The organism is Streptomyces sp. E2N166, assembly GCF_003671715.1.
Classification (GTDB): domain Bacteria; phylum Actinomycetota; class Actinomycetes; order Streptomycetales; family Streptomycetaceae; genus Streptomyces; species Streptomyces thinghirensis.
Window position 1 is genome coordinate 515027 of sequence record NZ_RAIF01000006.1, and the last position, 26712, is coordinate 541738.

The 26712-nt window shown below is 73.8% G+C and carries 24 protein-coding genes and 2 pseudogenes; 13 read left to right on the forward strand and 13 right to left on the reverse strand.

What is annotated here, in order from left to right; translation table 11 throughout:
* A pseudogene (locus EBH09_RS38500) lies at nucleotides 1-260 on the reverse strand (FAD-binding oxidoreductase); the annotation flags it as partial.
* Between the two features lie 94 nt (nucleotides 261-354).
* Between EBH09_RS38500 and EBH09_RS02705 the strand changes: the two are divergent.
* Entirely contained in the window at nucleotides 355-972 is a 618-nt protein-coding gene (locus EBH09_RS02705; protein ID WP_121745410.1) for a TetR/AcrR family transcriptional regulator, read from the forward strand.
* A complete protein-coding gene (locus EBH09_RS02710) occupies nucleotides 969-2558 on the forward strand; it encodes a glycerol-3-phosphate dehydrogenase/oxidase (protein WP_121745411.1) in 1590 nt (529 codons plus the stop codon). The genes EBH09_RS02705 and EBH09_RS02710 overlap by 4 nt, the downstream gene beginning before the upstream one ends.
* A 43-nt stretch (nucleotides 2559-2601) precedes the next feature.
* On the opposite strand, the gene EBH09_RS02715 is transcribed toward EBH09_RS02710, so the two are convergent.
* Nucleotides 2602-2880 carry a hypothetical protein gene (locus tag EBH09_RS02715; RefSeq protein WP_238697213.1) on the reverse strand — a complete coding sequence of 93 codons (279 nt, stop codon included), beginning with the start codon at nucleotides 2878-2880 and terminating at the stop codon, nucleotides 2602-2604.
* A gap of 159 nt (nucleotides 2881-3039) precedes the next feature.
* Between EBH09_RS02715 and EBH09_RS02720 the strand changes: the two genes are divergently transcribed.
* Complete coding sequence (locus EBH09_RS02720) at nucleotides 3040-3405, forward strand: STAS domain-containing protein (RefSeq protein ID WP_121745412.1); 366 nt, start codon at nucleotides 3040-3042, stop codon at nucleotides 3403-3405.
* 6 nt (nucleotides 3406-3411) lie between these two features.
* On the opposite strand, the gene EBH09_RS02725 is transcribed toward EBH09_RS02720, so the two are convergent.
* Nucleotides 3412-3798, reverse strand: a complete 387-nt coding sequence (locus EBH09_RS02725) for an ATP-binding protein (RefSeq protein WP_238697162.1) — start codon at nucleotides 3796-3798, stop codon at nucleotides 3412-3414.
* A 273-nt stretch (nucleotides 3799-4071) separates the two neighbouring features.
* Nucleotides 4072-5421 (reverse strand): endo-1,4-beta-xylanase, encoded by a 1350-nt coding sequence (locus EBH09_RS02730; RefSeq protein ID WP_121745413.1) that lies wholly within the window; start codon nucleotides 5419-5421, stop codon nucleotides 4072-4074.
* Between the two features lie 225 nt (nucleotides 5422-5646).
* On the opposite strand from EBH09_RS02730, the gene EBH09_RS02735 reads away from it, so the two are divergent.
* The 3 genes and pseudogenes from EBH09_RS02735 to EBH09_RS02745 all read left to right on the forward strand — a co-directional run.
* Complete coding sequence (locus EBH09_RS02735; RefSeq protein ID WP_121745414.1) at nucleotides 5647-8205, forward strand: SpoIIE family protein phosphatase; 2559 nt, start codon at nucleotides 5647-5649, stop codon at nucleotides 8203-8205.
* An 88-nt stretch (nucleotides 8206-8293) separates the two neighbouring features.
* Entirely contained in the window at nucleotides 8294-11047 is a 2754-nt protein-coding gene (locus tag EBH09_RS02740; RefSeq protein ID WP_193776078.1) for a SpoIIE family protein phosphatase/ATP-binding protein, read from the forward strand.
* Nucleotides 11048-11287: 240 nt separating this feature from the next.
* Nucleotides 11288-11398 (forward strand): annotated as a pseudogene (locus EBH09_RS02745) (chitosanase); the annotation flags it as partial.
* A 141-nt stretch (nucleotides 11399-11539) separates the two neighbouring features.
* Here EBH09_RS02745 and EBH09_RS02750 read toward each other — a convergent pair.
* Nucleotides 11540-11713 carry a CsbD family protein gene (locus EBH09_RS02750; protein ID WP_073728798.1) on the reverse strand — a complete coding sequence of 58 codons (174 nt, stop codon included), beginning with the start codon at nucleotides 11711-11713 and terminating at the stop codon, nucleotides 11540-11542.
* Between the two features lie 157 nt (nucleotides 11714-11870).
* On the opposite strand from EBH09_RS02750, the gene EBH09_RS02755 reads away from it, so the two are divergent.
* Entirely contained in the window at nucleotides 11871-12017 is a 147-nt protein-coding gene (locus EBH09_RS02755; protein ID WP_121745416.1) for a hypothetical protein, read from the forward strand.
* 38 nt (nucleotides 12018-12055) lie between these two features.
* Here EBH09_RS02755 and EBH09_RS02760 read toward each other — a convergent pair whose 3' ends face one another.
* Nucleotides 12056-13525, reverse strand: a complete 1470-nt coding sequence (locus tag EBH09_RS02760; protein ID WP_121745417.1) for an MFS transporter — start codon at nucleotides 13523-13525, stop codon at nucleotides 12056-12058.
* A 243-nt stretch (nucleotides 13526-13768) separates the two neighbouring features.
* Between EBH09_RS02760 and EBH09_RS02765 the strand changes: the two genes are divergently transcribed.
* Nucleotides 13769-15133 carry an FAD-dependent oxidoreductase gene (locus EBH09_RS02765; RefSeq protein WP_121745418.1) on the forward strand — a complete coding sequence of 455 codons (1365 nt, stop codon included), beginning with the start codon at nucleotides 13769-13771 and terminating at the stop codon, nucleotides 15131-15133.
* A 71-nt stretch (nucleotides 15134-15204) separates the two neighbouring features.
* Here the strand turns inward: EBH09_RS02765 and EBH09_RS02770 are convergent, their stop codons facing one another.
* Genes EBH09_RS02770 through EBH09_RS02785 form a run of 4 tightly spaced genes read right to left on the reverse strand, consistent with a single transcriptional unit; the run spans nucleotide 15205 to nucleotide 17431 of the window.
* Nucleotides 15205-15579, reverse strand: a complete 375-nt coding sequence (locus EBH09_RS02770) for a hypothetical protein (RefSeq protein WP_121745419.1) — start codon at nucleotides 15577-15579, stop codon at nucleotides 15205-15207.
* Nucleotides 15580-15633: 54 nt separating this feature from the next.
* A complete protein-coding gene (locus EBH09_RS02775; protein ID WP_121745420.1) occupies nucleotides 15634-16167 on the reverse strand; it encodes a roadblock/LC7 domain-containing protein in 534 nt (177 codons plus the stop codon).
* Nucleotides 16168-16205: 38 nt separating this feature from the next.
* Complete coding sequence (locus EBH09_RS02780) at nucleotides 16206-16991, reverse strand: hypothetical protein (RefSeq protein WP_193776079.1); 786 nt, start codon at nucleotides 16989-16991, stop codon at nucleotides 16206-16208.
* Nucleotides 16988-17431, reverse strand: coding sequence for a hypothetical protein (locus tag EBH09_RS02785; protein ID WP_121745421.1), 444 nt, complete (start codon nucleotides 17429-17431; stop codon nucleotides 16988-16990). Before EBH09_RS02785 ends, EBH09_RS02780 begins: the two co-directional genes overlap by 4 nt.
* 343 nt (nucleotides 17432-17774) lie before the next feature.
* Here EBH09_RS02785 and EBH09_RS02790 point away from each other — a divergent pair, with 343 nt between their 5' ends.
* Nucleotides 17775-18833 (forward strand): YihY/virulence factor BrkB family protein, encoded by a 1059-nt coding sequence (locus tag EBH09_RS02790; RefSeq protein WP_121745422.1) that lies wholly within the window; start codon nucleotides 17775-17777, stop codon nucleotides 18831-18833.
* Between the two features lie 19 nt (nucleotides 18834-18852).
* Here EBH09_RS02790 and EBH09_RS02795 read toward each other — a convergent pair whose 3' ends face one another.
* Complete coding sequence (locus tag EBH09_RS02795) at nucleotides 18853-19647, reverse strand: SDR family oxidoreductase (protein ID WP_121745423.1); 795 nt, start codon at nucleotides 19645-19647, stop codon at nucleotides 18853-18855.
* 200 nt (nucleotides 19648-19847) lie between these two features.
* On the opposite strand from EBH09_RS02795, the gene EBH09_RS02800 reads away from it, so the two are divergent.
* Nucleotides 19848-21005 (forward strand): hypothetical protein, encoded by a 1158-nt coding sequence (locus EBH09_RS02800; RefSeq protein ID WP_121745424.1) that lies wholly within the window; start codon nucleotides 19848-19850, stop codon nucleotides 21003-21005.
* A 49-nt stretch (nucleotides 21006-21054) separates the two neighbouring features.
* Here the strand turns inward: EBH09_RS02800 and EBH09_RS02805 are convergent, their stop codons facing one another.
* Complete coding sequence (locus tag EBH09_RS02805) at nucleotides 21055-21741, reverse strand: maleylpyruvate isomerase family mycothiol-dependent enzyme (RefSeq protein ID WP_121745425.1); 687 nt, start codon at nucleotides 21739-21741, stop codon at nucleotides 21055-21057.
* A gap of 113 nt (nucleotides 21742-21854) precedes the next feature.
* Here EBH09_RS02805 and EBH09_RS02810 point away from each other — a divergent pair, with 113 nt between their 5' ends.
* The 3 genes from EBH09_RS02810 to EBH09_RS02820 are packed head-to-tail and all read left to right on the forward strand — an operon-like array spanning nucleotide 21855 to nucleotide 25561.
* A complete protein-coding gene (locus EBH09_RS02810; RefSeq protein ID WP_121746200.1) occupies nucleotides 21855-22418 on the forward strand; it encodes a 2Fe-2S iron-sulfur cluster-binding protein in 564 nt (187 codons plus the stop codon).
* Nucleotides 22415-23407, forward strand: a complete 993-nt coding sequence (locus EBH09_RS02815; protein WP_121745426.1) for a xanthine dehydrogenase family protein subunit M — start codon at nucleotides 22415-22417, stop codon at nucleotides 23405-23407. The genes EBH09_RS02810 and EBH09_RS02815 overlap by 4 nt, the downstream gene beginning before the upstream one ends.
* A gap of 24 nt (nucleotides 23408-23431) precedes the next feature.
* The gene (locus EBH09_RS02820; RefSeq protein WP_121745427.1) at nucleotides 23432-25561 is read left to right on the forward strand and encodes a xanthine dehydrogenase family protein molybdopterin-binding subunit; all 2130 of its coding nucleotides are present in this window, start codon (nucleotides 23432-23434) and stop codon (nucleotides 25559-25561) included.
* A 66-nt stretch (nucleotides 25562-25627) separates the two neighbouring features.
* Here EBH09_RS02820 and EBH09_RS02825 read toward each other — a convergent pair whose 3' ends face one another.
* Nucleotides 25628-26710 (reverse strand): hypothetical protein, encoded by a 1083-nt coding sequence (locus EBH09_RS02825; protein WP_238697163.1) that lies wholly within the window; start codon nucleotides 26708-26710, stop codon nucleotides 25628-25630.
* Nucleotides 26711-26712 lie beyond the last annotated feature (2 nt).

The window sequence follows — 26712 nt, forward strand, 5'->3', positions numbered from 1 at the left end:
GGGGTGGACTTGCCGCGGGTGTGGCGTATGCGGGTCTCCGCGTCCGTCCGCACGCCGTCCGCCCGGCCGCCGACGGCGGCCTCCAGCGCGCGGCGGGCGGCCTCGTCCAGCGGCGACTCGGGTACGTCGATCTCCGCCAGCGGGACGGACGCGGCGTCGCGGGGCTTGACGCCGAGCAGTTCGCGCAGCAGCCCGGTCACCGTGTCGGGCAGCGGTGTCGCCCGGGCCGGGTCGCCCCAGCCGTTCCACAGCATGTCCATTGCCTGTCGTCCTCACGGTCGGTTCGGGAGAGGTGCCTTTCGGAACGCCATCGGAACGCGGTCCGCCCGGCCCACTGGCGTTACACTGTTACACATGACGCCTAACCGTCACAACAACTCGGGCCGACCGACCACCTCGGACAACGACGCGCTGCTGGACGCCGTGCGCGACTGCGTACTGGCCGTCGGGGTCCGCCGTACGACGATGACCGACGTCGCCCGCCGCGCCGGCGTCTCCCGGATGACCCTGTACCGGCGCTATCCGGACGTGCGGTCCCTGGTCGGCGACCTGATGACCCGTGAGTGGATCGCGGTGGCCACCGGCGCCATCCCCGAGCCCCGGCCGGGCCTGGGCACCCGCCCGCGCATCGTCGAGGGACTGGTGACCGGGGTCGAGGCGTTCCGCGCCCACCCGCTCTTCCGCAAGATCGTCGACGTCGACCCCGAGCTGCTCCTGCCCTACGTCCTCGACCGGCGCGGGGCGAGCCAGGAGGCCCTGCTGGGGCTGCTGGCCGACGCGCTCGGCGAGGGCCACGCCGACGGGACGGTTCGTCCGGCCCACACCGGGCGGCAGGCGCGCTCCGTGCTGCTGATCGTCCAGTCCTTCGCCCTGTCGCTGCGGACCATGACCGACGAGGACGACACCGAGCTGACCCCCGCGGCCTTCCTCGCGGAGCTGCGCACCATCCTGGAGAGGACCCTCACGCCATGAGCCCCATCAGCAGCACCCCCGCCGCCGGGGCCTCCCTGTCCGCCGGGCGGCGCGCACGCGAGCTGACCGACGCCGTCGGCGGCCCCGTAGTGGACGTCCTGGTCGTCGGTCTCGGCGCGACCGGGGCCGGCGCCGCCCTGGACGCCGCGGCCCGCGGTCTGAGCGTCGTCGCCGTGGACGCCCAGGACCTGGCCTTCGGCACCTCGCGCTGGAGCTCCAAGCTCATCCACGGCGGCCTGCGCTACCTCGCCTCCGCCCAGCTCGACGTCGCCCACGAGAGCGCGGTGGAGCGCGGGGTGCTCATGGAGCGCACGGCGCCCCATCTGGTGCGCGCGCAGCCGTTCGTGCTGCCGCTGACGCCCATGGTCTCCCGTGGTCAGGCCGCGCTGGCCTGGGCCGGGTTCCGGGCCGGCGACACGCTGCGGCTGGCGGCGCGCACCGCCCGGGCCACGCTTCCCGCGCCGCGCCGGCTGTCCGCCGTGGAGACCCGCCACCTGGCGCCGGCGCTGCGCTCCGACCGGCTGCGCGGCGGCCTGCTGTCCTGGGACGGCCGGCTCACCGACGACGCCCGGCTGGTGACCGCGCTCGCCCGGACCGCCGCCGCCCGCGGCGCCCGGATCCTGACCCGGGTCAGGGCCCTGGAGCTCACCTCGTCCGGCGCCCGGATACGCGACGAGCTCACCGGCGAGGAGGGCGTGCTCCGCGCCCGCGCGGTGGTCAACGCCTCCGGTGTGTGGGCCGGTGACCTGGTCGACGGCATCCGCGTCCGGCCCTCCCGCGGCACCCACCTGGTCCTGCGCTCCGACCGGCTCGGCCCGCTCCCCGCCGGCCTGCACGTGCCGATCCCCGGGGAGACCAACCGCTTCGTCCTGGTCCTGCCCCAGGGCGACGGCCGCGTCTACGTCGGACTGACCGACGAGCCCGTCGACGGAGAGATCCCGGACGTGCCCGAGGTACCCGAGACCGACGTCGGTTTCCTTCTCGACGTGCTCGGCTCCGTGCTGGACGCGCCGGTCCACCGCGAGGACGTGGTGGGCGCCTTCGCGGGCCTGCGCCCCCTGCTGGACACCACGTCCGCGGACCGGCCCGGCAGCGGGGCCCGCACGGCGGACGTCTCACGCAGGCACGCCGTGCTCACCTCGTCGGAGGGCGTGATCACCGTGGTCGGCGGAAAACTCACCACGTACCGGCGCATGGCCGAGGACGCCGTGGACGCCGCCGTCGCCGCCCGCCGCCTCGGCGCCGGTCCGTCCCCCACCGCCACGCTGCCGCTGGTCGGCGCCGCCGGGCCGCACGCCCTGGCCGCGTTGCGAGCGCCGCGCCGCCTGGTGCAGCGCTACGGCACCGAGGCACCGGCCGTGCAGGCACTCGCCGACCGGGACCCCCGGCTCGGCGAGCGGGTCCTGCCGGACCACCCCGTCACCGGGGCCGAGCTGCTCTGGGCGCTGCGCCACGAGGGTGCCCTGGACGAGGCCGACCTGCTCGACCGCCGCACCCGCATCGGGCTGGTGCCCGAGGACCGGGCGGCGGCGCTGGCGGCCGTGCGCGGTCTCGTCGGTGAGGTCACGGCCGCCCGGCGGGGCTGACACCGGTCGAAACCGGTCCGATGCGGGCCCCTCCGGGGACCGGTCAGGCGCCCTGCCCCTCGTCCTGGACGGCCTTGCGCACCTTCGCCTCCATCTTGTGCCGGGACTGACCCCCCTCCTTGACGTACTCCGTCATCGCGGACTGCGCGTCCCGGTCCAGGTCGCGCCAGGCCCGAACGGCGGTCTCGTACGTGTGGGACTGCCGTTGGGTCCACTGATGCTGCGTGGGAGGCCCGTACGAGTCCCGCAGCTCCTCGACCCGGTGCCGGGCCAGGTCCGCCGCGCGACGCTTGTGCACGAGCTCTTCGAATGTGTGAGCCACCACATCTCGACCGTAGTCAGAGAAGCGCCGTCGCGCGCGTCGAGCCCTCGGCGGCCCGTCCGGCGCCACCGGTCTCGGCAAGTGGCCCACGCGGGCTCCCGAGAGCCATAACATCATGCCACCGAGGACGGCCGGGCATATGCGAGAAGTGAGGTAAGCGTGGCGGACATCGAGGGAGCGGCAGTACCGGAGCGGCTGCTGATCACCCGTACCACCACGGGCGACGGCGTCAGCCTCGTCCTGCTGGCCGGAGAAGTCGATCTCGACGGCAGCAGTCAGCTCCGCGACGTCCTGCTGTCCTGCGTGCAGACGGCCCCGGGCACGGTGGTCGACTTCGGCGAGGTGGTCTTCCTGGACTCCAGCGGCATAAACGTGCTCATCTCCGCGCACCGGGCCGCCGAGTCCCGCGGCGTCTGGTTGCGGCTCGCCGCACCGCAGCACGCCGTCGAGCGCGTGCTGCAACTCGTGGGCGTGGACACACTCATCGCCTGCTACCCGACCGTCGAACAGGCCCTCGCGGCCTGACGCGGGTCAGCGCAGCGGCACGCGCGCGTACACCGTCTTCCCCGTCGCGTGCGGCTTGGTGATGACCTCGTCGCACAGGCGCGTCACGATCTCCAGGCCGTGCCGGCCGACCCGCAGGGGATCGCGGGGCAGGAACGTGGGGAACGCCTCTCCCGTGTCCGACACCGCGATCTCCACTCCGTCGTCCAGCAGGGTCAGTTCCAGGCGGCAGGGGCCGGGCGCGTGACGGAGCGCGTTCGTCACCAGCTCGCTGGCGACCAGGCGGGCGGCGTCCAGGAAGGTGTCGGCCAGGTCCACGCCCATCTCGGCCAGTCCCGCGACGAAGCCGTGCACGACGTCCCGTGAGGCCGGGATCATCGCCGATCCGCCCCTGAACTCCACCGCCGTGGACACGACCGCGGCGTCTGCGGCATCGGGTCTGTGCGCCGGAGTCATACAGAGCCTCACCGTCCGGTCCGGGGCCGAGTCGGGGAAGCACATGCCCCCCCAGCCCTTCACGATACGCACCCGGGCGGTTTCCACGATCTCTTTGCCCCAACTTCCGCCGGACGCGCCGTTTTTCGGACAGGCCCGGTGCGCCGGCGGAGCGTCGACAAGCGACGACAACGCCGCGGATGGGCGGGCCGGCCCCCGCGTCCGCGGCACGGACCGCCGGACAGGCCCCGGTCAGGAGGCGGTGCAGGCTCCGACCGCCGGTGCGGCGTCGCTGCCGTTCTTCGACACGGTGAACCCGAAGGTGGTCGACGCGCCGGCCGCCAGGGAGCCGTTCCAACTCGGCCGCGCCGTCATGACGTTGCCGCCGCCGTCCCAGGTGGACGTGGCGTTCCAGGTGGCCTGGACCCGTTGCGGCGAGGCGAAGGTGAGGGTCGTCGTCCAGGAGCCGATCGGTTCGCTGCCCGCGGTGATGGTCACCTGGCCGTTGTAGCCGCTGCTCCAGTCGGCGGTCCTGGTGTACGTGGCGGTGCAGCTCGCCGTGCCGTCGCCTGGGTCGCCGCCGCCGTCACCGCCTAGGGCGGACAGGACTGCGCCGTAGGCGGGCTTCTCCCGGTAGTCGCCGTCGAAGAGCAGCGGGGTGCCGCTACTGCGCCACGAGTACTTGTCGGTGACGCCCCAGACGGTGATGCCGGTGCACCGGTCCACGGCGAGACAGGCCTCGACCACGTCGGCGTAGCTGCTGGCCTGCGCCGTGCCGGAGCCCTCGATGTCGAGTTCGGTGATCTGCACGTCGACGCCGAGGTCGGCGAAGCGCTGGAGGTTGGCCTGGAAGTCGGCGGGGACCGGGGAGTTGCTGTTGAAGTGGCCCTGGAAGCCCACGCAGTCGATGGGCACGCCGCGGGACTTGAAGTCCTTGACCATGTCGTAGACGGCATTGCTCTTCGCGTTGACGCCGTCGGTGTTGTAGTCGTTGTAGCAGAGCTTGGCGGCCGGGTCGGCGGCGCGGGCGGTGCGGAACGCCTCCTCTATGAAGCCGTTGCCCAGCTTGTCCTGGAAGGGCGAGCTGCGCCGGGCGCCGCTGCCGCCGTCCTGGAAGGCCTCGTTGACGACGTCCCAGCTGTGTATCTGGCCCTTGTAGTGGCCCATCACGCCGTTGATGTGGTTGTTCATGGCGGTGCGCAGGTCGGCCGCGCCGAGGCCACCCACCCAGGAGGGCAGCTGTGAGTGCCAGACGAGGGTGTGGCCGCGGACGTCCATGCCCTGGCTGCGGGCGTGGTCCACGACCTGGTCGGCGGCGCCGAAGGTGAAGTTGCCCCGGCTGGGCTCGGTGGAGTCCCACTTCATCTCGTTCTCGGGTGTCGCCGAGGCGAACTCGCGGTTCAGCGTGGAGACGTAGTCGGCCTCGTCGAGGTGGCTCGCCGCGACGGCGGTGCCGAAGTAGCGGCCCTGGGCGGCCGCCGCGGAGCCGAGCGTGTCGGCGGCTCGGGCGGCTTCGGCGGAATGGGCCGCGGCCGTCAGCGCCGCGGCGGCGACGAGACCGGCGGTGGCCGCTCTCGACAGACGTAGCAGAGTCATGCGCATGTCATCCCGTTCCTGGAATCGGTGTGCGGAGCCGTTCGGAAGGGCAGGAAACTCCGAAAGTTTCGGGAAAATTTCCGAATGTCGCGGAGGAGGTTACGGACTCCGGTCCGCGAGGTCAACGCCCGTCGCGGTCACCCGTGCGGCCCGACCGGGTGCGCGACCCGCGTGTCGTGGCGCATTCTTGCTGTGTCGCCCGCGTGGCGGCGCACGGACGAGGTGGGGCCGATGAGTGCAGGCGCCGAGGACGCAGACCGCATGCCCGGGCGGCTGACGGCGCTGCTGGCCGACGCCTGCGCCCAGGCCATCGGCGCGTCCGGCGGCCATGCGGGCGGGGTCTACCTGCGCTCCAGCACCCCGGGCCTGCTGCGACTGGCCGTCCTCGCCGGACTGCCCGGGCCACTTTTCCGGCCCTGGTGGCGGCTGCACACCGACAGCCCGTTCCCGGTCGCCGACGCCTACCGGCTGGGCGTCCGGGTGGTGCTGCCCAACGCGACGGAGACGATGCGCCGGTACCCCCAGTTCGCGGCAGGCCTGCCCTTCCCGTTCGGATCCCTGTACGTGCCCGTCGCAGGCGCGACCCGGACGTACGGCGTCCTGACCGTCCTGCGCCCCTCCGCCTCCGACACCGCCGAGGCGCTGGACGGACTCGACCGGATCGAGCGGCTGGCGCAGGACCTCGGTTGGGCCCTGGAACGGCTGGACGAGGACCGGGACGCCCCGCCGGTCGCGTGGGACGGCGAGCCGCTGTGCCTCCGGCCGCCCCCGGCCGAACGGCACGCGCCGCGCGCCGGGACTTTCGCCTGGGACCCGGGCACCGGTGCCGTCACCGTCGACGAGCCGCTGTGCGCCCTGCTCGGCGTGGCCGCGGCCACCGACGGACCCGCCACCGTCTCGCTCGGCACACTCACCGCCGCCCTGGCGCCCGACGAGGGGCACCGGATCGCCGCGGCGCTGCGGCAGACGGCCGCCGGCCGGCCTCCTCCGCTGCCCCTGTACGTGCGTGCCGCGGACGGTGCGCTGCTCCTGGTGGAGCTGTGGAGACGCCAGGCCGCGCCGCCCGTCGACGGCCCGGTGCGCGGCGTCGTACGCGACACGTCCGCCGGCGCCGTGGCCGACGCCGCGGCCGACCTGCTTCCGGACGGCGTGTTCTGCGTGGACCGGCTGGGCACGATCGTCTACGCCAATCCGCGCGCCGCCGCGCTGCTGGGGCAGCCACGGGCGCGGCTGCTCGGCCACTCCCTGTGGGAGGCCGTGCCCTGGCTGGACCAGGCTGCCTACGAGGATCATCTCCGCGGAGCCCTGCTGTACCCGGAGCCGGTCCACTTCCATGTCCGGCGCCCGCCCGACGGCAGCCTCCGGACCACGCCGCAGCCCTACGAGGGGGACTGGCTCGCCGTCTCCGTGTATCCCGGGCCGGACCTCCTGACGGGCACGCTACGCCCCGCCAACCGGGTGGCCGACGCGTCCGCCGGCCCCACGCCCGAGCACGGCGCAGCGGAGACGGCGTCCGGCACCGGCGACCCGGGCCCGGACCTCGTCGCCACGACGGCACCCGTGTACCGCCCCATCGTCCTGGCCGTGGCCCTGACCGAGGCGGTCACCGCCCGCCAGGTGTCCGCCGTGGTCGTGCGCGAACTGCTGCCGGCGTTCGGCGGCCGCCGGCTCGCCATCTACCTGCTCCAGGACCGGCATCTGCATCTGGCGTGGGAGACCGGCTTCCCACCGGGCTTCCTCGCGCCGTTCGAGGGAGTGGCCCTGGATGCCAGGCTGCCCGGGGTCGAGACACTGACCAGCGGCCGGCCGCTCTTCTTCGACTCGATGCAGGCGCTGGCCGCGGCGTACCCGGGCATCCCGCTGGACGCCACGGAGGGCGCCCGCGCCTTCCTGCCGCTGATCGCCTCCGGGCGCCCGGTCGGCTCCTGCATCCTCGGCTTCGACCGTGCCCGCGGCTTCGGCACCGAGGAACGCGCGGTCCTCACCGCCCTCGCCGGCGTGATCGCCCACGCCATGGAGAAGGCGCGGCGCTACGAGACCGAGACCGCGCTCGCCCGCGGACTCCAGCAGGCCCTGCTACCGCGCCGGCTGCCCGCGCATCCCCTGCTGGAGACGGCGGGGCGCTACCTGCCGGGGACCCAGGGCATGGACGTGGGCGGCGACTGGTACGACGTCGTCGCCTCGGGGGACGGCATGGCCCTGGTCATCGGCGACGTGCAGGGGCACGGCGTACAGGCGGCGGCCACGATGGGGCAACTGCGCAGCGCCGTGCGAGCCTTCGCCCTCGGTGACCGCCCGCCCGACGAGGTGCTGAGCGGCGTCAACCATCTGCTGACGGATCTGGACCCGGGTCTGTTCGCGAGCTGCTGCTACATCCGGCTCGACCCGGCCACCGGACGGGCGTGCGCGGCCCGCGCGGGACACCCGCCGCCGCTCCTGCGCCACCCGGACGGACGCACCGAGGCACTGGACCTGCCCGGCGGGGTGGTGCTCGGCGTGGACCCCGGCGCGCCGTACCCGCTGACGGAGTTCCACGTCGAGCCCGGTGCCGTCCTCGCCCTCTACACGGACGGGCTGGTGGAGCGGCCCGGCACCGACATCGACGACGGCATCACCACCCTGCGGCTGGCCCTGGCCAGGGCCGGTGCGCCCGCCGCACGGCCGGGAAGCCGTTCGCTGGCGGGCGTCGCCGACCGGATCGTCGTCACCGCCCGTCACGCCACGGACCGCCCCGACGACATCGCCCTGCTGCTCGCCACGCGCCGTCACCGGCGCGGGAACCCCCGGTGAGGACCGCGCCGGGACCGGGCCCGGCGGGCCACTCCTGCACCAGGGGTGCCCCTCGCCTCCTCGGGCCCGGCAGTGTAGACATGGGCACATGGTCCGACTGATGGGTCGATCGGGAGAGCGGTCACCCCGTCGTCCCAGCGGTCCGCTCGCCCGGTACCGGCGAGACGCGGACCGGTCTCGGCGGGGGGCGGACGCGGGACGGCGGCGGCGTGCCGCGGCGCTGCGCTCGGCCATGTCCGGACGCAGTGTCGCCGGTCAGGTCTTCGCCATGAACGTGGTCATCGTGCTGCTGCTCGTGGTGGCCGCGGCCGTCGCGCTGGTCCTCCAGGTACGCCACGACAGCACGGTCGAGGCGCGCAACCGGTCCGTCGCCGTGGCCGCGACGTTCGCCAACTCCCCCGGCATCCGCGAGGCGCTGCGCAGTCCCAACCCCACGGCGGTGCTCCAGCCCCGGGCCGAGGCGGCGCGCAGGGCCACGGGCGTGGACTTCATCGTCGTCATGAACACCGACGGCATCCGCTACACCCACCCCAGACCCGACCGCATCGGCAAGGAGTTCGTGGGGAACATCGGCCCCGCGCTGGCCGGGGAGACGGTGACCGAGGAGATCGAGGGGACCATCGGCCCGCTGGTCCAGGCCGTCGTGCCCGTCGAGGCGCCCGACGGGACCGTCGTGGGCCTGGTCTCGGCCGGCATCACCACGGAGAACGTGGGTGGCGCCGCCGAACGGCAGCTGCCTCTGGTGCTGATCGTGGCGGGCGTCGGACTGGCCCTGGCGACGGCGGGCACGGCGCTCGTCAGCCGGCGGCTGCTGCGGCAGACGCACGGCCTGGGACCGCACGAGATGACCCGGATGTACGAACACCACGACGCGGTTCTGCACAGCGTCCGGGAGGGCGTGCTCATCGTCGGCGGGGAGGGCCGGCTGCTGCTCGCCAACGACGAGGCCCAGCGCCTGCTCGACCTGCCCGACGACGCGGAGGGACGGCACGTCCTCGACCTCGGGCTCCCGGGCGACACGGCGGAGCTGCTGGCCTCCGGGCGGGTCGCCACCGACGAGGTGCACCTGGTCAAGGACCGGTTGCTGGCCGTCAACCAGCGGCCCACGGACGTCCGGGGCGGCCCGGCCGGCAGCGTCGCCACACTCCGCGACTCCACGGAGCTGCGGGCCCTGTCCGGCCGGGCCGAGACCGCCCGGGAACGCCTGGACATCCTGTACGCCGCCGGCGTGGGCATCGGCACCAGCCTGGACGTCGCCCGTACCGCCGAGGAACTGGCGGAGCTGGCCGTACCCCGGTTCGCGGACTACGTCAGCGTGGACCTGTTCGACACCGTGCTGGCCGGCGGCCAGCCGGGAGGCGTGACCCCGTTGCGCCGCGCCGCGCTCAGCGGTATCCGCGAGGAGGTCCCGCTCTACCCGGTGGGCCGGCAGATCCGCTTCGTCACCTCCTCTCCGCAGGGCCGCTCCCTGCAGACCGGCCGGCCCGTACTGGCGCCCAGCCTCCGCGAGGCCAGGGGCTGGCAGGCGCAGGACCTCGAACGTTCGGCGCAGGTGGTGGAGTACGGCGTCCACTCGCTGATCACCGTGCCGCTGCGCGCGGGCACCCTGGTGCTCGGGGTGGTCAGCTTCTGGCGTTCGGAGAAGCCGGAGCCGTTCGACGAGGACGAGATGACGCTCGCCGAGGAACTGGTCGCGCGCGCCGCGGTCTCCATCGACAACGCGCGCCGCTACACGCGCGAGCACAGCATGGCGGTGACCCTCCAGCGCAGTCTGCTGCCCCGCAGGATGCCAGAGCAGAACGCCTTGGACATCGCCTACCGGTACCTGCCCGCGCAGGCCGGGGTCGGCGGGGACTGGTTCGACGTGCTGCCGCTGTCGGGGGCCCGGGTGGCGCTCGTGGTCGGCGACGTCGTCGGTCACGGGCTGCACGCCGCGGCCACCATGGGGCGGCTGCGGACGGCGGTGCACAACTTCACCGCCCTCGACCTGCCGCCCGACGAGCTGCTCGGCCTGCTGGACGAGCTGGTCGGCCGCATCGACCAGGACGAGGCGGCCGACGACGGCACCGCCCCGGTCACCGGCGCGACCTGCCTCTACGCGATCTACGACCCGGTCTCCCGTGCCTGTGTGATGGCGCGGGCGGGACACCCGCCGCCCGCGCTGATCCGGCCGGACGGGGGTGTGGAGTTCCCCGAGGTGCCCGCCGGTCCCCCACTGGGCCTGGGCGGCCTTCCGTTCGAGACTACCGAGCTGCGCCTGGCGGAGGGCAGCCGCCTGGTCCTGTACACCGACGGGCTCGTCGAGGACCGGGAGCACGACATCGACGTCGGCCTCGATCACCTGCGCCAGGCGCTGGAGACGGCCGGCGAGTCGCCCGAGGAGACCTGCCGGACCGTCCTGGACGCGCGGCTTCCGGAGCGGCCGGGCGACGACATCGCCCTGCTCGTCGCGCGTACCCACGCGCTCGGTCCGGACCGGGTCGCCGAGTGGCAGGTGCCGAACGACCCGGCGGCGGTCGGCGAGGTACGCGCCCAGGTCACCCGGCGGCTGGCCGAGTGGGGACTGGACGAGCTGACGTTCACGACGGAGCTGATCCTGAGCGAGCTGGTCACCAACGCGATCCGCTACGGCGGCGAGACCGTCCATGTCCGGGTGCTGCGCGACCGCAGCCTGATCTGCGAGGTCTTCGACAGCAGCAGCACCTCGCCCCATCTGCGCTACGCGGCCATGACCGACGAGGGCGGGCGCGGGCTGTTCCTCGTCGCGCAGCTCGCGGAGCGCTGGGGCACCCGATACACGCCCGGTGGCAAGGTCATCTGGGCGGAGCAGCCGGTGCCCTGACGGACTCGGGCTCCGCCCTCGGTCCGTACCGATACCGCGCACGGTGGGTGCCCGGCATGCCGGTTCCATTAGGAAACTTTCCTATCAGCGCCCGGCACTCCCACCCCCACCATCACCAGGAGATCCCGTGAGGCACCCGTATCCCGACCCGGCGCGCCCGGCAGGCGCCTCCCGGCGTGCTCGCCATGGCAGTGCGTCCCTGGCGGCGACAGGCCCCCTCATCGCCCCCTCGCCCGCCGCGACACCAGCCGGGTCGACACGGCACAGCGCGTCTTCCCGCGCGAGGGCAACCTGGACCCCGACCCGCCGCGGGACTGGCACGTGTACGGGGACGCCTACCACGTCGGCTGACCGCCACGTCCCCGCGAGCGGCCCCACCGGCACGGCGCGGACCGCGGAACCGGGAGTGTGCCGGGTTCCGCGGTCCGCGTGAGGCCATCGGTTCCGGTGTCAGCGCCTGTACCTGTGCCGGGCCCGATGCCGGTTCCGGTGTCAGTGCCGGAACGTGTCCTTGCCCTTCTCCTTGGCCTGCCGGGCGTCGCCCTTGGACTGCTCGGCGCGGCCCTCGGCCGTCATCCGCTCGTTGCCGACGGCCCGGCCGGCCGCTTCCTTGGCCTTCCCCTTGGCCTGTTCCATCTTGGCCTTGGACTTCTGGTTGCCGGCCACAGCTACTCACCTCACGGCGTTCGTTCGCTTCCGATGTCCTGCACTGCGGGTCGCCCGTGACGGCGGGGTCAAACCCGGCGACGGCCGCCGGGATGAGCGCGGGGCCGCGGGGTAGGAGGACGGACAAGCACGCCCGTCGTCGACTCGGAGGAACCTCATGGCCGGAATGCTGGACCGGATCAAGCGCTTCGCGCGCAGCCCGCAGGGCCGCCGGGCGACGGAGCAGGTACGCCGGGCCGCCTCGGACCCCCGCCGCCGTGCGCAGGCGCAGCAGATGCTCCGGAAGTTCGGCAAGCGCCGCTGAGCGCGCCGCGGCCGGTTCGCCGTCGCGTCGGGAGCGTCTCAGCCCTGCCCCGCGTGGGTGTGGCTGTGGGACGTCTCCGGCGGGCAGCGTCCGGCGCTCCGGGAGCGGTCCCGGCGCCAGTCGAGGACCGCGACGGTCAGCGCGCAGAGCATGGCGGCGACCCCCGAGCCGACCGACAGCGCCACGGCCTCGCGGTAGTCGTCGTGTGTCGCGTTGAGCGTCAGATAGAAGAGCCCCGGCAGCGCGGCGGTGCCCACGGCGCCGCCGAGGCGCTGTCCCGTCTGCAGGGCGCCCCCGGCGGCGCCCGCCATCCGCACCGGGACGTCCCGCAGCGTCATCGTGATGTTCGGGGAGATCACACAGCCACTGCCGAGCCCGCCGACCAGCAGCGCCGGGGCCGCGATCCAGGCGGCCCGGTCGGAGGGCGCGAGCCAGAGCACCAGCGCGGTCGTGCCGAGTCCCAGCATGACGGCGACGAGTCCCCAGACGGTCAGCAGCCGCCCCAGCCGGTCGACCAGCCGGCCCGCCACGGCCGCCGCGGTGGCCGAGCCCACGGCGAACGGGGTCACCGCCAGGCCGGACATGAGGGGTGAGTAGCCCAGCCCGTTCTGGAAGAAGAGCGCGAAGACCAGCCACACCCCGCTGAACCCGACGAAGTACAGGGCGGCCAGACCCGCGCCCGTGACGTATCCGCGGGTTTCGGTGAGCAGGCCCGGCTCCAGCAGCGGATGCCCGCCGCGGCGGGCGACGCGGCGCTCCCACCGCGCGAAGGCGAACAGGACGAGCAGTCCCGCCGGGAAGAGCCACCACACCCTGCCCACTCCACCGCCCTCGGCGAGGACGAGCGGCAGCATCAGGGCCAGGATTCCGGCGCCGAGGAGCAGCACGCCCACCGGGTCCAGATGTCCCCGGCCGCCAGGGGCGACCCGGGGCAGCAGACGGAAGCCGAGCAGGAGGGCGAGCGCGCCGACCGGCACGTTGACGTAGAAGATCCACCGCCAGCCCTCGGGGCCGGTCAGTGCCAGGATCAGACCGCCGACGACCGGCCCCACGGCGCTGGACACACCCACGGTGGCACCGAACAGCCCGAACGCGCGCCCGCGTTCGGCGCCCCGGAACATCTGCTGGATCAGTGCCGAGTTCTGCGGCGCGATGCAGCCCGCGGCGACTCCCTGGGCGAGCCGGGCGACCACCAGCAGTTCGATGCCCGGGGCCGCCCCGGCGGCGGCGCTGAAGAGCACGAAGGCGGCCAGCGCGGCGAGGAAGACGCGGCGCCTGCCGAACGCGTCGCCGACCCGGCCCGCCGTCACCAGGGTCAGGGCGAACGCGAGGGCGTAGCCGGACACGACCCACTGCACGGACGCGGCGGAGGCGTGCAGACCCTGCTGCATGGACGGCAGGGCGACGGCGACGATCGTCACGTCCAGCAGGGTCATGAAACCGGCGACCAGGGTCACCCAGAGGGCCCGCCACCGGTTCGGGTCCGGGTGGTCGTCCGGACGGTGCACGCAGACTCCCCTCGTGAGGTGACGAGGGCCGCGGTAACCGCGCCCCACGCCTGCGTCACCCGTGACCGGGGGTTCAAACCCGGTCACCAAACCGGGGCACAGAGCCCGGTCACAAAGTCGAACCATGAGAACCCATAAGCCGCCCTTATGCCCTCATAGACCGGACCCGCGTACCGACTTAGGCTTGCCTTAGCTTAGGCTTCCCCACGAGTCGATCCATCACCGCTCGAAGGGAACCTGAACATGCCCCGCCCTCTGCGGGTAGCCATCGTCGGATCGGGCCCGGCCGGAATCTACGCCGCCGACGCCCTGCTCAAGTCCGACGTGGCCGCCGACCCCGGTGTGTCCATAGACATCTTCGAGCGCATGCCCGCCCCGTTCGGACTGATCCGCTACGGCGTCGCCCCCGACCACCCGCGGATCAAGGGCATCATCACGGCCCTGCACCAGGTGCTCGACAAGCCGCAGATCCGCCTCTTCGGCAACGTGGACTACCCGACCGACATCAGCCTGGACGATCTGCGCGCCTTCTATGACGGTGTGATCTTCGCCACGGGCGCAACGGCGGACCGGGCGCTCTCCGTCCCCGGCATCGAGCTCGACGGCTCGTACGGGGCCGCCGACTTCGTCGCCTGGTACGACGGCCACCCCGACTTCCCCCGCACCTGGCCGCTGGAGGCGGAGAAGGTCGCCGTCCTCGGCGTCGGCAACGTCGCCCTGGACATCGCGCGCGTCCTCGCCAAGACGGCGGACGAGCTGCTGCCGACCGAGATCCCGCCGAACGTCTACGAGGGCCTCAAGGCCAACAAGGCGCTGGAGGTCCACGTCTTCGGCCGCCGCGGCCCGGCGCAGGCGAAGTTCAGCCCGATGGAGCTGCGGGAGCTGGACCACTCCCCCAACATCGAGGTCATCGTCGACCCCGAGGACATCGACTACGACGAGGGCTCGATCGCCACCCGGCGCGGCAACAAGCAGGCCGACATGGTCGCCAAGACCCTGGAGAACTGGGCGATCCGCGACGTCGGCGACCGGCCGCACAAGCTGTTCCTGCACTTCTTCGAGTCGCCCTCGGAGATCCTCGGCGAGGACGGCAAGGTCGTCGGCCTGCGCACCGAGCGCACCGAGCTGGACGGCACCGGCAACGTCAAGGGCACCGGCGAGTTCAAGGACTGGGATGTCCAGGCGGTCTACCGGGCCGTCGGCTACCTGTCCGACCAGCTGCCCAAGCTGCCCTGGGACATCGACTCGGGCACGGTCCCGGACGAGGGCGGCCGGGTGATCCAGGAATCCGGCGAGCACCTGCAGTCGACGTATGTCACCGGCTGGATCCGGCGCGGTCCGGTCGGCCTGATCGGTCACACCAAGGGCGACGCCAACGAGACGGTGTCCAACCTGCTGGACGACTTCGCCAACGGCAGGCTGCAGACGCCCGCCTCGCCCGCTCCGGAGGCCGTGGACGCCTTCCTCGCCGAGCGGAACGTCCGCTTCACCACCTGGGACGGCTGGTACCGGCTCGACGCCGCGGAGAAGGCGCTGGGCGAGCCGCAGGGCCGCGAGCGTGTGAAGCTCGTCGAGCGCGAGGACATGCTCCGGGAGAGCGGCGCCTGAACCTCGGTGACCGGCGCGGGCCCGGCGGGAGCTTCTCCCGCCGGGCCCGCCCGGTTGTGCGGTTGGCCGGGTCAGACCTCCAGCTCGGTCTCGATCCGGCGCAGCTGGTGGCGGGCCATCGCCAGGTTGGCGCGGCTCGCGTCGAGCACCAGGTAGAGGAACAGCCCGTTGCCGCCACGGCCCTTGAGCAGGCGGATCATGTGGTACTGGGTGTTCAGCGTGATCAGGATGTCCTCGATCTCCTCTTTCAGACCGAGGTGCTCCATGGTGCGCAGCTTGGACCGCACGACGTCGGTGTTTCCGGCGGCGGCGACCTCCAGGTTGAAGTCCTTGGTGCCGCCCAGCGTGCCGAGGGCCATCCCGCTGGTGTAGTCGACCAGCGCGGCGGCTTTTGCCCCGTCGATGGAGCTGAGGCATTCCTTGAGTGAGGTCTCCAGGTTGGCCATGCGTGGGTTTCCTTTCCGGATGTGATCGGTACGTGATCGGTAGTGCTCGGTTGATCAGGTCAGCCGGCGTTGGCCGCCGATCTGGGGACTCGGTTGGTGTGTGGGCCGCTGCGGGGTGCGCACCGGCAGGGTGCCGATGGGGCGGGCCGTTTCCCCGGCGGGCGTCGTGACGCGTTCGACGGCTTCCGCGGCCGGGGAGCGGCCCCGGTCGTGGCCGATGTGGGCGACGACCAGCTCCCCGACCCGGGCTCCGCTGCGCCGGCCCTCCAGGTGCAGCCGGCCCACGTTGACCCGGCCGTCGGCGAGCAGGGTGAGCACGGCGGCCGGACCGGCCGCGTAGGTGGCGACGTAGCCGTCGGTCCCGCGCAGCAGCAGTTCGCGGAATTCGCCGCGCGCGGTGGCGTCGGCCATGCGGTGGGCGACGCCGAGCGCGGCCGCGGTGAGCGCGGCGAGGCCCTCGGGTTCGGTGCCCGGTGCGTCGTGGGCCAGCACGAGCCCGTCGACGGTGGCCGCGAGCGATCCGGTCAACTGGGGTACGCGGTTGCGCAGTCGGTGCAGTTCGTCCAGGACGTCGCTCTCGACGGCCATCAGCAGTCTCCTTTCGGCACGCTGTCGACGCGCGCGTATCACAGGGCCTCCAAGGCGTCTCGAAGCCGCCGCAGCAGGGCCGTGTCCGGGTCGTCCCACACCACGTCGCGGGGGCTCGGGCCCGGCGCGACGGAGGCGGGAGCGGGCGGCGCCGCGGTGACGAGGCCGTCGGCGGCCAGGCGGCGCAGTTCGACGAGGGTGTGGTACGTGCGGCAGGCGAGCGCCGAGGCGATCTGCGACGCGGTGCGGACTCCGTCGACCTGGGTGAGGGTCCGGCCGCGCCGCACCGGCAGGGCCGCCGCACCCGCGTCGGGCACCCGCGTGAGGGGGACGGTGTCGATGTCGGGGTCCGGCCAGATGCGGTCCAGCAGGGCGCGCCGGCGTCCGCACTCGCGGACGACGACGTCCACCGGTACGGACCGGACCGCGCCGAGCCAGTGCACCGCGCCGGGCCGGAAGCGGTGTGCGCGTGTGTCGTGGGCGAGGACGAAGTACGCGGCGTCGAACAGCGCGCCCAGGTGGCAGACCTCCAGCGCCCCGGCGGCGAGCCGGCCGCTGTCCACGAGCCGGTGTCCGACCCGGGCCTGCCTGCCGCCGCGGTCGACCGCGTCCCACCAGCCGTCCGCCGCGACGGCCCCGCTGCGGGTGAGCAGGGCCCCGAGGTCCGGGGTGAAGGCGGACTCGACGTGTACGACCCGGCCCGCCGCGAGGTAGACGATGCCCCGCTCGCCCGACAGGGCGCCGGTCGCTCCTTCGGCCGCGAGTGCGCCGAGAGCCGCCGACGTCGTTTCGTGCGTGGTCCAGGTGGTCGTCACCCTGGTCATCCGAGCACCAGACGATCCGCCATCTCCGACAGCCGGATGCGGGCCAGGGCGAGGTTTCCGTCGTTGCGGTCCAGCCACAGGTGGAGGAAGACGGTGCTGTCGAACGGAGTGCTGACGAACCTGATCAGGTGATAGGCGTCGGCGGTGGTGGCGATCATGTCCTCGACCGGCGGTTCCTCCTCCGGCGCGACAGCGGGGGCGGCGGCGGGGACGGCGGGACGGGCGGAACCAGCGGGACCGGCGCCGGCCGCTGCCAGGGAACCGCTCTCCGCGACGTGCCGGGCCAGTTCCGCGGTCTCCGCCGCGGTCGCCTCCCAGTCGCCGCCCGGCGCCTCGCCGACGGCGCCCAGGGCGAGCCCGCTGATCCAGTCGACCAGCGACGCGCCCCGTGCGCCGGGCAGCCGCATGGCCTCCAGCAGACTTTCGTCGATTCCGGGCACGCCGGATCCCCTCTCCCCGCACGGCTGTACCGCGAACGTGACGCCGAGACTACGGAAAGTGCACGCATCTGGTGAGCGCTTTGGCATTTTCCAGAGGAACGTGCGCGCGCTCCGGCATACTGCGTTATTTCGGCCGTGCGAGGGCCCGTTGGGCGAGGGGTGGCGCGGGCAGGCCCGCCCCTGAGCGGATGGCGGGCGGGACCTGTCCGCGCCGACCATTGTGGGGACGGCGGGCCGTCCCGGACCACGGGTGAACGGCACGGTCTCGGGTGGCGGCCGCACACCCGGCGCGCTTCCCGCGCACGGGGGGCGTGGGCAGGCCGAGACTGGCAACCCGGGGCCCATGGCCCGACTGCATCTTCCCCGCCGCGGGAAGCACCCGAAGGACGACACCACGGACGGGACGGCGCCCGAGGACTACGGTCCGGCCGCCGCCACCGAGCGCGACGCCCCCGGCTCCCCCACCGAGCTGCCGAAGCGCTCATGGTCCTCGCTGCTGCGGCGCGTGGTCGCCGAGTTCAAGGACGACGAGCTGACCGACCGCGCCGCCGCTCTCACCTACTACGGGATCCTGTCGCTGTTCCCGGCCCTGCTGGTGTTGGTCTCACTGCTGGGGATCGCCGGGCAGTCCGTCACCCAGGAGGTGCTGGACAACATCCAGAAGCTGGCGCCCGGGGCCGCTCGGGACGTCATCACCAACGCGGTGGAGCAGTTGCAGGCCAAGGCCGGTCTGGGCTCCGTGCTGGCGGTGGTCGGCCTGGTCGGTGCCATCTGGTCGGCGTCCGGCTATGTGGCCGCGTTCATCCGCGCCGCCAACGCGGTCTACGACATGCCCGAAGGGCGCCCGGTGTGGAAGGTGCTGCCGTTGCGGGTGGCCCTGACCGTGGTGTTGCTAATTCTCGCCGTGGTCAGCGCGCTGATCGTCGTGTTCACCGGCGGTCTGGCCCAGCAGGTGGGCACCGCGCTCGGCGTCGGCGACACCGCCATGACGGTGTGGTCGATCGCCAAGTGGCCGGTACTGGTCGTGCTCGTCACGTTCATGATCGCGATCCTGTACTGGGCCACCCCGAACGCCCGGGTCAAGGGCTTCAAGTGGATCTCGCCGGGCAGCGTCGTCGCCCTGCTGATCTGGCTGCTCGCCTCCGCCGGTTTCGCGTTCTACGTCGCCAACTTCGGCTCGTACAACAAGACGTACGGCACTCTGGCCGGTGTCATCATCTTCCTGGTGTGGCTGTGGGTGACGAACCTGGCCATTCTGCTCGGCCTCGAGTTCGACGCCGAACTGGCCCGGCAGCGTGTGATCGACGGCGGCCACCCGCCCGAGGCGGAGCCGTACGTGGAGCCGCGCGACACCCGGGCCTGGGACGAGACGGACCGGCGGCGCGCGGCGCCGGGAGAGTGACTACGAGCCGGGAGAGTGACTACGGGAGGATCGAGTCGACGTAGCCCCCGTCGACGCGGACGGCCGCGCCGGTCGTGGCGGACGCCTGCGGCGAGCTCAGGTACACCACGAGGTTGGCGATCTCCTCCGGCTCGATCAGCCGCTGGAGCAGCGACTGCGGGCGGTGCTCGCGCATGAAGGCGCGCTGGGCCTCGTCCCAAGGCAGCTCGGGGTCGACCAGCTGGTACACGAAGTCCTCGACGCCCTCGGTGTGGGTGGGTCCGGCGATGACGGAGTTCACCGTGACTCCGCTGCCCGCCGCCTCCTTGGCGAAGCCGCGGCTCACCGCGAGCAGTGCCGTCTTGGAGACCCCGTAGTGGATCATTTCGGCCGGGACGACGACGGCCGAGTCACTCGCGATGTACAGCACCCGGCCCCAGCCCCGTTCCCTCATCCGGGGGAGATGGGCGCGCGTCAGCCTGACGCCCGCGAGGACGTTGATCTCGAAGTAGCGGCGCCACTCGTCGTCGCTGATCTCCAGTGCGGGCACCGCGCCGAAGACACCGAGGTTGTTCACGAGGATGTCCACGTCGGGCAGCGTCTCCAAGGCCCGCTCGGCGCCCTCCGCGGTGCCGAGGTCCGCCGCGACCGGCACGAACTCCCCGTCCGGCACCTCGGCGCGCAGTTTCCCGGCGCTCTCCTTTAGGCGGTCGGCGTCGCGTCCGTTGACGCCCACGGTGGCGCCGGCCCGGGCCAGGCCGGCGGCGATCGCCGCTCCGATGCCCTGCGAGGAGCCCGTCACCAGCGCGGTCCGTCCGCCGAGGTCGAGGTTCATCGATCGCTCCTTCTCGTGCCGTACGGTCGGTCGCAGTACTCCTGTCCACCCTCGCCCATGGCGCACCTCGTACGCCGCCCACCGCACCGCGAACGGTGCCGCGCCCCGCCCGCTCGGCGGACCCCCGGGTGCTCGCCGCTGACCTGCGGCGACGATACTTGCGTGTGTCCGTGCCCCCGCTTCTGCCTCCCGATGGACTCATGCCGACCTCTGCCACCGCCCGCCCCACGACTCCGCCCACGGTGTGGCCCGCTCGCGGCCGCCACGTCGGATCCGCGGCGGAGGACACCGTCCGGCACACCCTGCAGCGGCTCAAGGACAGCCGCGTCATCGACGACTTCCTGGAACTGCCCGCCGAGGGGCGGTCGGACGACGAGACCACCGGCCCCCGGATCTTCGAGGCGCGCTGGAAGGCCGCGGGGACCGTCACAGTGCGGGCCAGACTGGTCCTGGCGCCCGGTTCGGCCGGCGGGCAGGAGTGGACCCTGCTCGCGGAGGCCGAGGAGGCCTGGGACCCTGCCTGGCCCTCCCCCGCCACGATGTTCTGGCCCGACGACCCGGACGTCACCTGGGACCGCGACGCCGCCACGGGGCTGCGGCTGCGGGGCATCAACACCCTGCCCGACGACGACAGGACCCTGCGCCGGCTGCTCAAGGAGGCCGGGCGCAGCCCGTGGAACATCCACGTCGTCGTGCACGAGGCGATGACCCCCGACCATCGCGGCCGGGTGCCGCTGGCGGACCGGTTGCCTCCCGGCCTGCGGCACCGCGTGGTCGAGCACCGCGCCGCACCGCAGCAACTGCGGGTGGCCAACTGGGCCCTGGCGGACTTCGGCGTCCAGCTGCCGCGCGGCGGCGCCGTGGTGCTGCCCGGAAGTCCGGTCCCGGCTGACTACGACGCCGGGGACTTCTCCGTCCGCTCCGTCTTCCTGGACGGCTCCGAGCCCACCGCGCTGATCACGGCGGTGACGTCCTTCGCCGCGCTGGCGAGGCCGCTGCCGGACGGCGCGGAGGAGGCCCTCACCGCGCTGCGGGAGGACTGGCGGCTGCTGACCATGGCGGAGGAACTGGACCGCGAGCGCAAGCTGGTGGCCATGTACGCCGAGGCGCTGGAGGCCATGACGCAGTCCCGGGACCTGTACCGGGAGGCGGCCGAACGCGCGGCCGAGGCCCTGGCCGCGTACCGGGAGTCCGCCGCGTCCGCCCCCGCCGGTCCCCCGCCGGCCGCGGCGCCCCAGGTGTCGCCGCTGCGTGGTCTGACCCGCACGCTGGAGAGGTTCAGGGGCCCGGGCCGGGCACCGCGTGCCGAGGCCGGTGAGCCGGGCACCGCGCGGCAGACCGCCGCACGCGACGACTGACCGCCGCCGGGCCCGGCGGGCGGCACCGTCCGGACCGCCGGCGGCTCGGTCAGCCGAAGAGCGGGACACGGTCCGCGTCGGGTCCCAGGGCGTTCCGTTCGCTCTCGGTGAGCGGTGTGCGGCCGGTGGCGGCGCGGGCGTAGTGCTCGTCGCTCCAGTCCAGCGGCACCGGGCGGCCCAGGAGTCCGTCGAGTGTGGCGCGGACCGCGGTCAGCCCGGCTGGTGACGGTCCCGGCGCGGTGGGCAGCGCCACGGTCAGGTCGAGGTGGTGGACGGTCGCCTCGACGCCGAGGGTCGTGAGCAGGTCGGCGACGGTCAGGACATGCTCCTGGGTGCCCACTCGGCTCCGGGGCTCGGCCGCCGACGCGGCCGTGACCGCGGCCGCCGCCGTCTCCAGGTACAGGTCTTTCAACTGGCCGAACTCGGGGATCATGCCGGCGCAGACCCGGTTCCAGCGCCGCTCCTGGGCCGCGCCGTCGGCAGCGGGCGTCCAGTCCCGCCAGTAGGTGACGGCGTCCCGGTCAGGGGGGCCTCCGGCGGGCGTGTGCAGGGCCACCAGCGCCCGCTGGGCGTCCGCGAGCAGGTGGAACACCAGATCGCGCACCGCCCATCCGGCGCAGTCGGTCGGCAGCCACGAGTCGTCCTCCCCCAGCGGGCGGACCACCTCCGCGAGGGCTTCGTAGGAGTCGCGCACGAGGTGAGCCGGATGTGTGCGTTCCTCGGATCCCGTGGTCATGGCGCCACCCTAGGGCGGGTCGCCGGCTGAGGGCACCCTCACGTGTCAGCCGGCCCGACGTGGATACGCGGACGGAACGGCAGCACGGCCCGTACCGGAAGGTCATCGACGCCATGGACAGCCAGCACGAGGGCACCGCCCCCGCTTCCCCACCTCAGACGTCCCGATCGGAGACCACGCTCCGCGTCAACGGCAAACCGCACACCCTCACCGTCGACCACCGCCGGGTCCTGCTGGACCTGTTGAGGGAGGATCTCGGGCTCGCGGGCGCCAAGAAGGGCTGCGACCACGGGCAGTGCGGCGCCTGTACGGTCCTGGTGGACGGACGGCGGGTCAACAGCTGCCTGCTGTTCGCCGTCGCCCTGGACGGCTGCGAGATCACCACCGTCGAGGGCCTGGCCGGGGACGGGGAGGAACTGCATCCGATGCAGCGGGCCTTCCTGGAGCGCGACGCCTTCCAGTGCGGGTACTGCACGCCGGGCCAGATCTGCTCGGCGATCGGTGTGCTCGCCGAGGCCGCGGCCGGACACCCGTCCCACGTGACCGACCCGGCGGCACCCTCCGGTGAGCCCGTTCCGCTGGTCCGGGAGGAGATCCGCGAGCGGCTGAGCGGAAACATCTGCCGGTGCGGTGCCTATCCGCGCATCGCCGACGCCGTCGAGGACGTGATCCCGTGAAGCCCTTCGCCTACGTACGGGCCGGCACCGTCGAGGAGGCCACCGACGCGTTCGCCGCCCACCCCGGCGCCCGCTATCTCGGCGGCGGCACGAACCTGGTCGACCTGATGAAGCTCGGCGTGGAGACGCCCGCCGCCCTCGTCGACATCACCCGCCTCCCGCTGGACGCGGTGGAGGAGCTGCCCGACGGCGCGCTGCGGGTCGGCGCGATGGTCCGCAACAGCGACCTCGCGGCGCACCCCGCCGTCCGCGACCGCTACCCGGCGCTGTCCCAGGCCCTGCTGGCGGGCGCCTCCGGACAGCTGCGCAACGCCGCCACCACGGGCGGCAACCTGCTGCAGCGCACCCGCTGCCCCTACTTCCAGGACCTGTCCAAGCCGTGCAACAAGCGCGAGCCCGGCACCGGCTGCGGCGCGCTGGAGGGCGTGCACCGTGACCACGCGGTGCTCGGCCACTCCGAGCAGTGCATCGCCACCCACCCCTCGGACATGGCGGTGGCGCTCGCCGCCCTGGGCGCGCGCGTGGAGCTGCACGGCCCCGAGGGCACGCGCAGTGTGCCCGCCGCCGACTTCCACCGGCTGCCGGGCCCGCACCCGGAGCGGGACACGGAGATCCACCCCGGCGAGCTGATCACCGGGGTGGTCCTGCCGTCCGCCACGGCGGGGCTGCCGTCGGCGTACCGCAAGGCCCGCGACCGGGCGTCGTACGCCTTCGCCCTGGCCTCCGTCGCCGTCGTCCTGCACATGCGGGACGGGGTGGTGGACCGCGCCGGCATCGCCTTCGGGGCCCTGGCACACCGTCCCTGGCGGGCGCGGCGGGCCGAGGACGCGCTGGTGGGCGCGGCGCCCACCACGGCGGCGTTCGAGCACGCCGTCGACCTGGAACTGGCCGCCGCCGAGCCGCTGCGGGACAACGCCTACAAGGTGCCGCTGGCCCGCCGGCTGGCCCTGGACGTACTGGGCCGCCTCGCGCCGCCCGCCACCACCTGACCCGGCGTCCACGAGGAGGACCCCATGACCGGCACCGAAACCGTCCTGGGCGCTCCGGTCGAGCGCCGGGAGGGGCAGGAGAAGGTCACCGGCACCGCCCGGTACGCCGCCGAGTACGACTCCCCGGGCCGCGCCCAGGCCTGGCCCGTGCCGGCGGCGGTCGCGCGGGGCCGGGTGACCGGCGTCGACCCGGCCCCCGCGCTCGCCATGCCCGGCGTACTCGCGGTGCTCACGCACGAGAACGCACCCCGGCTCGGGAAGCCGGACGACCCCACCCTGGCCCTGCTGCAGAGCCCGCACGTCCCGCACCGGGGCTGGTTCGTCGGCCTGGTGGTGGCCGAGACGCTGGAGGCGGCGCGCGCCGGTGCCGCCGCCGTCCGTGTCACGTACGAGGCGGAGGGCCACGACGTGACGCTCACCGCGGCGCATCCGGAGGCGTACGTCCCCGAGTCCGCCAACGGCGGCTTCCCTGCCGTCACGGAACACGGCGACCCCGAGGGTGCCTTCGCCTCGTCGGCGACGCGCGTCGACGTCGAGTACCGGGTACCGCCGCTGCACAACCACCCGATGGAGCCGCACACCAGCACGGCGCAGTGGGACGGCGACCGGCTGACCGTGCACTCCTCCAGCCAGGGCACCAGCGCCGTGCGCACGGAGCTCGCCAGGATGTTCGAGATGCCCGAGGACCGGATCACCGTGCTCGCCGAGCACGTGGGCGGCGGCTTCGGGTCGAAGGGCACGCCCCGCCCCGAGGTGGTGCTGGCCGCGATGGCGGCACGCGAGACCGGCCGGCCGGTCACCGTCGCGCTGCCGCGCCGCTATCTGCCCGCCGTCGTCGGACACCGCGCGCCGACCCGGCACCGGCTGCGCCTCGGCGCCGACGCGGGCGGCCGGCTCACGTCCCTCACGCACGAGGTGACGACGCACACCTCACGGGTGAAGGAGTTCGTGGAGCAGGCGGCGGTCCCGGCGCGCGTGATGTACGCCGCCCCCGCCCTGCGCACGGCCCACCGAGTGGTGCGGCTCGATGTGCCCACACCGTCCTGGATGCGCGCGCCCGGCGAGTGCCCCGGCATGTACGCGCTGGAGTCCGCGGTGGACGAACTGGCCACCGAACTCGGCATGGACCCGGTGGAACTGCGGATCCGCAACGAGCCGGAGACCGAGCCCGACAGCGGCAAGCCGTTCAGCAGCAGGCATCTGGTGGAGTGCCTGCGCGAGGGTGCCCGCCGATTCGGGTGGGAGGGCCGCGATCCGCGCCCGCGCTCCCGCGCTGCCGGACCGCTGCTCATCGGCAGCGGGGTGGCCGCGGCCACGTATCCGGTCCTGGTGTCGCCGTGCGCGGCGTCCGCGCGGGCCCTGCCCGACGGCGGTTTCCTGGTGCGCGTCAACGCGACCGACATCGGCACGGGTGCCCGGACGGTCTGCGCCCAGGTCGCGGCCGACGCCCTCGGTGTCCCGCTGGACCGGGTCCGTATCGAAGTCGCCGACAGCGACATCGGTTTCGCGCCGATGGCCGGCGGCTCGTCGGGCACCGCCTCCTGGGGGTGGGCCGTGCACGAGGCCTGTGTGCGGCTGACCGGCCGGCTGGCCGAGCACGCGGGGCCGCTGCCCGACGAGGGCATCGCGGCCGACGCCGACACCTCCGGTACCGCCGACGCCGAGAGCTCCTACGCACGCCACGCGTTCGGCGCGCACTTCGCCGAGGTGACCGTGGACACGGTCACCGGTGAGGTACGGGTGACGCGGCTGCTCGGCGTCTTCGCGGCGGGGCGCATCCTCAACGCCCGCACGGCCCGCTCGCAGTTCGTCGGCGGCATGACGATGGGCCTGGGCATGGCGCTGACCGAGGACAGCACGGTGGACCCGGCGTTCGGCGACTTCGCCGAGTCCGACCTGGCGTCGTACCACGTGCCCGCGCACGCCGACGTGGCGGCGGTGGAGGCGCACTGGGTCGACGAGGAGGACGCCCACCTCAACCCCATGGGCAGCAAGGGGATCGGGGAGATCGGCATCGTCGGCTCGGCCGCGGCCGTCGGAAACGCGGTCCACCACGCCACGGGCATCCGCTTCCGGGAACTCCCGCTCACGCCGGACCGGGTACTCACCGGCCTGCTCGAACACGAGCACCCCGCGGGCATGCTGGGCACGTGAACGTGGCATGTGGTCCGCACCGGAAGTCCGGCGCGGACCACGTGCCGCGTGCGGCGGGCCGGACGGTCAGTCCGCGACGCGGCTCGCGCCGGCCATCGGGCGGGCCGACCAGCGCCTTGCGGGCGCCTGCGAGGCCACCCGTACGCACAGCGCCAGGAGCGCGGCCAGCGAAGCCAGTACGGCGACCGCGACGGCGATCCAGGTGGGCGCCAGGGTGAGGTCCACGGCCGGGGACACCCGAGCCGACGGGGTCACACTGCCGTAGAGCTTGGCCGCGGCCAGCACCGCCGGCCCCACGACCGCCACGGCGAGCAGGGGTACGGCGGGCCGCACGGTGAGCAGCAGGGCCAGCACCAGGCAGAGCGCCGACAGGCCGAGGGCGACCCCGTAGGCGCGTGCGGAGGCGTCGCCCTGGTGCAGCGGGAAGTAGGCCACACCGCACCCGGCCAGGACGGCGACGGTGAGCCGGGCCGGCCAGGCCGCCCCCCGGGCGGACCGGCGGGCCGCCCGGTCGCGGTCACCGGACGCCCGGTCGCGGTCACGGGACGCACGGTCCCGGTCGTGCGACTCGGGGTCCTGCTCGCGCCCACGCGACGCGCGCTCCTGGTCCCGGTCACGTCCCCGGCGGCCCAGGCGCGGTGTCCTGCGGCGCTCGCGACCGCGGCGGTCCGCCGCGCTGAAGGCGCCGGCCAGTCCGGCCGGACGGTCGTCGTGGCCCGGTCCGCCGTCGTCGCCGGTCCCGTCCAGTGCCGCCCGCAGGTGCCGGGCGTCGGGGCGGTCCGGGCGTACCCGCCCGTCCTCGGCCAGCCGGCCGATCAGCTGGACCAGTTCCTCGACGGGCCGGCCGGTGGCGGCGGCCCGTACGGCCTCCTGCCCGCAGTGCGGTTCCAGGGGTGTGCGGTGCAGCAGTTCCATCAGGCGGGTGACGTCCTCGACCGAGCGGCACTCCGCCGCGGCCCGGATCGCCTCGTCCGCGCTGTCCGAATGGCGCGGCGGGCGGGTCAGCAGGCCGACCAGCCGGGTGACGTCCTCCACCGAGCGGTTCACGCCGACCGCGCGCAGGGCGTCGATCGTGGCCTGCGCGTACTGGGGTGACCCCTCCAGCATGGTGATCAGGTCGACGACGTCCTCCAGCGGCCGGTCGGCCACGG

Bases quoted from the DNA above. Each gene is read 5' to 3' on its own strand.
- EBH09_RS02705 (WP_121745410.1), top strand. From the start codon at position 355: ATGACGCCTAACCGTCACAACAACTCGGGCCGACCGACCACCTCGGAC.
- EBH09_RS02710 (WP_121745411.1), top strand. From the start codon at position 969: ATGAGCCCCATCAGCAGCACCCCCGCCGCCGGGGCCTCCCTGTCCGCC.
- EBH09_RS02730 (WP_121745413.1), bottom strand. From the start codon at position 5,421: ATGCGCATGACTCTGCTACGTCTGTCGAGAGCGGCCACCGCCGGTCTC.
- EBH09_RS02735 (WP_121745414.1), top strand. From the start codon at position 5,647: ATGAGTGCAGGCGCCGAGGACGCAGACCGCATGCCCGGGCGGCTGACG.
- EBH09_RS02740 (WP_193776078.1), top strand. From the start codon at position 8,294: ATGGTCCGACTGATGGGTCGATCGGGAGAGCGGTCACCCCGTCGTCCC.
- EBH09_RS02755 (WP_121745416.1), top strand. From the start codon at position 11,871: ATGGCCGGAATGCTGGACCGGATCAAGCGCTTCGCGCGCAGCCCGCAG.
- EBH09_RS02765 (WP_121745418.1), top strand. From the start codon at position 13,769: ATGCCCCGCCCTCTGCGGGTAGCCATCGTCGGATCGGGCCCGGCCGGA.
- EBH09_RS02770 (WP_121745419.1), bottom strand. From the start codon at position 15,579: ATGGCCAACCTGGAGACCTCACTCAAGGAATGCCTCAGCTCCATCGAC.
- EBH09_RS02775 (WP_121745420.1), bottom strand. From the start codon at position 16,167: ATGGCCGTCGAGAGCGACGTCCTGGACGAACTGCACCGACTGCGCAAC.
- EBH09_RS02780 (WP_193776079.1), bottom strand. From the start codon at position 16,991: ATGACCAGGGTGACGACCACCTGGACCACGCACGAAACGACGTCGGCG.
- EBH09_RS02790 (WP_121745422.1), top strand. From the start codon at position 17,775: ATGGCCCGACTGCATCTTCCCCGCCGCGGGAAGCACCCGAAGGACGAC.
- EBH09_RS02795 (WP_121745423.1), bottom strand. From the start codon at position 19,647: ATGAACCTCGACCTCGGCGGACGGACCGCGCTGGTGACGGGCTCCTCG.
- EBH09_RS02800 (WP_121745424.1), top strand. From the start codon at position 19,848: ATGCCGACCTCTGCCACCGCCCGCCCCACGACTCCGCCCACGGTGTGG.
- EBH09_RS02805 (WP_121745425.1), bottom strand. From the start codon at position 21,741: ATGACCACGGGATCCGAGGAACGCACACATCCGGCTCACCTCGTGCGC.
- EBH09_RS02810 (WP_121746200.1), top strand. From the start codon at position 21,855: ATGGACAGCCAGCACGAGGGCACCGCCCCCGCTTCCCCACCTCAGACG.
- EBH09_RS02820 (WP_121745427.1), top strand. From the start codon at position 23,432: ATGACCGGCACCGAAACCGTCCTGGGCGCTCCGGTCGAGCGCCGGGAG.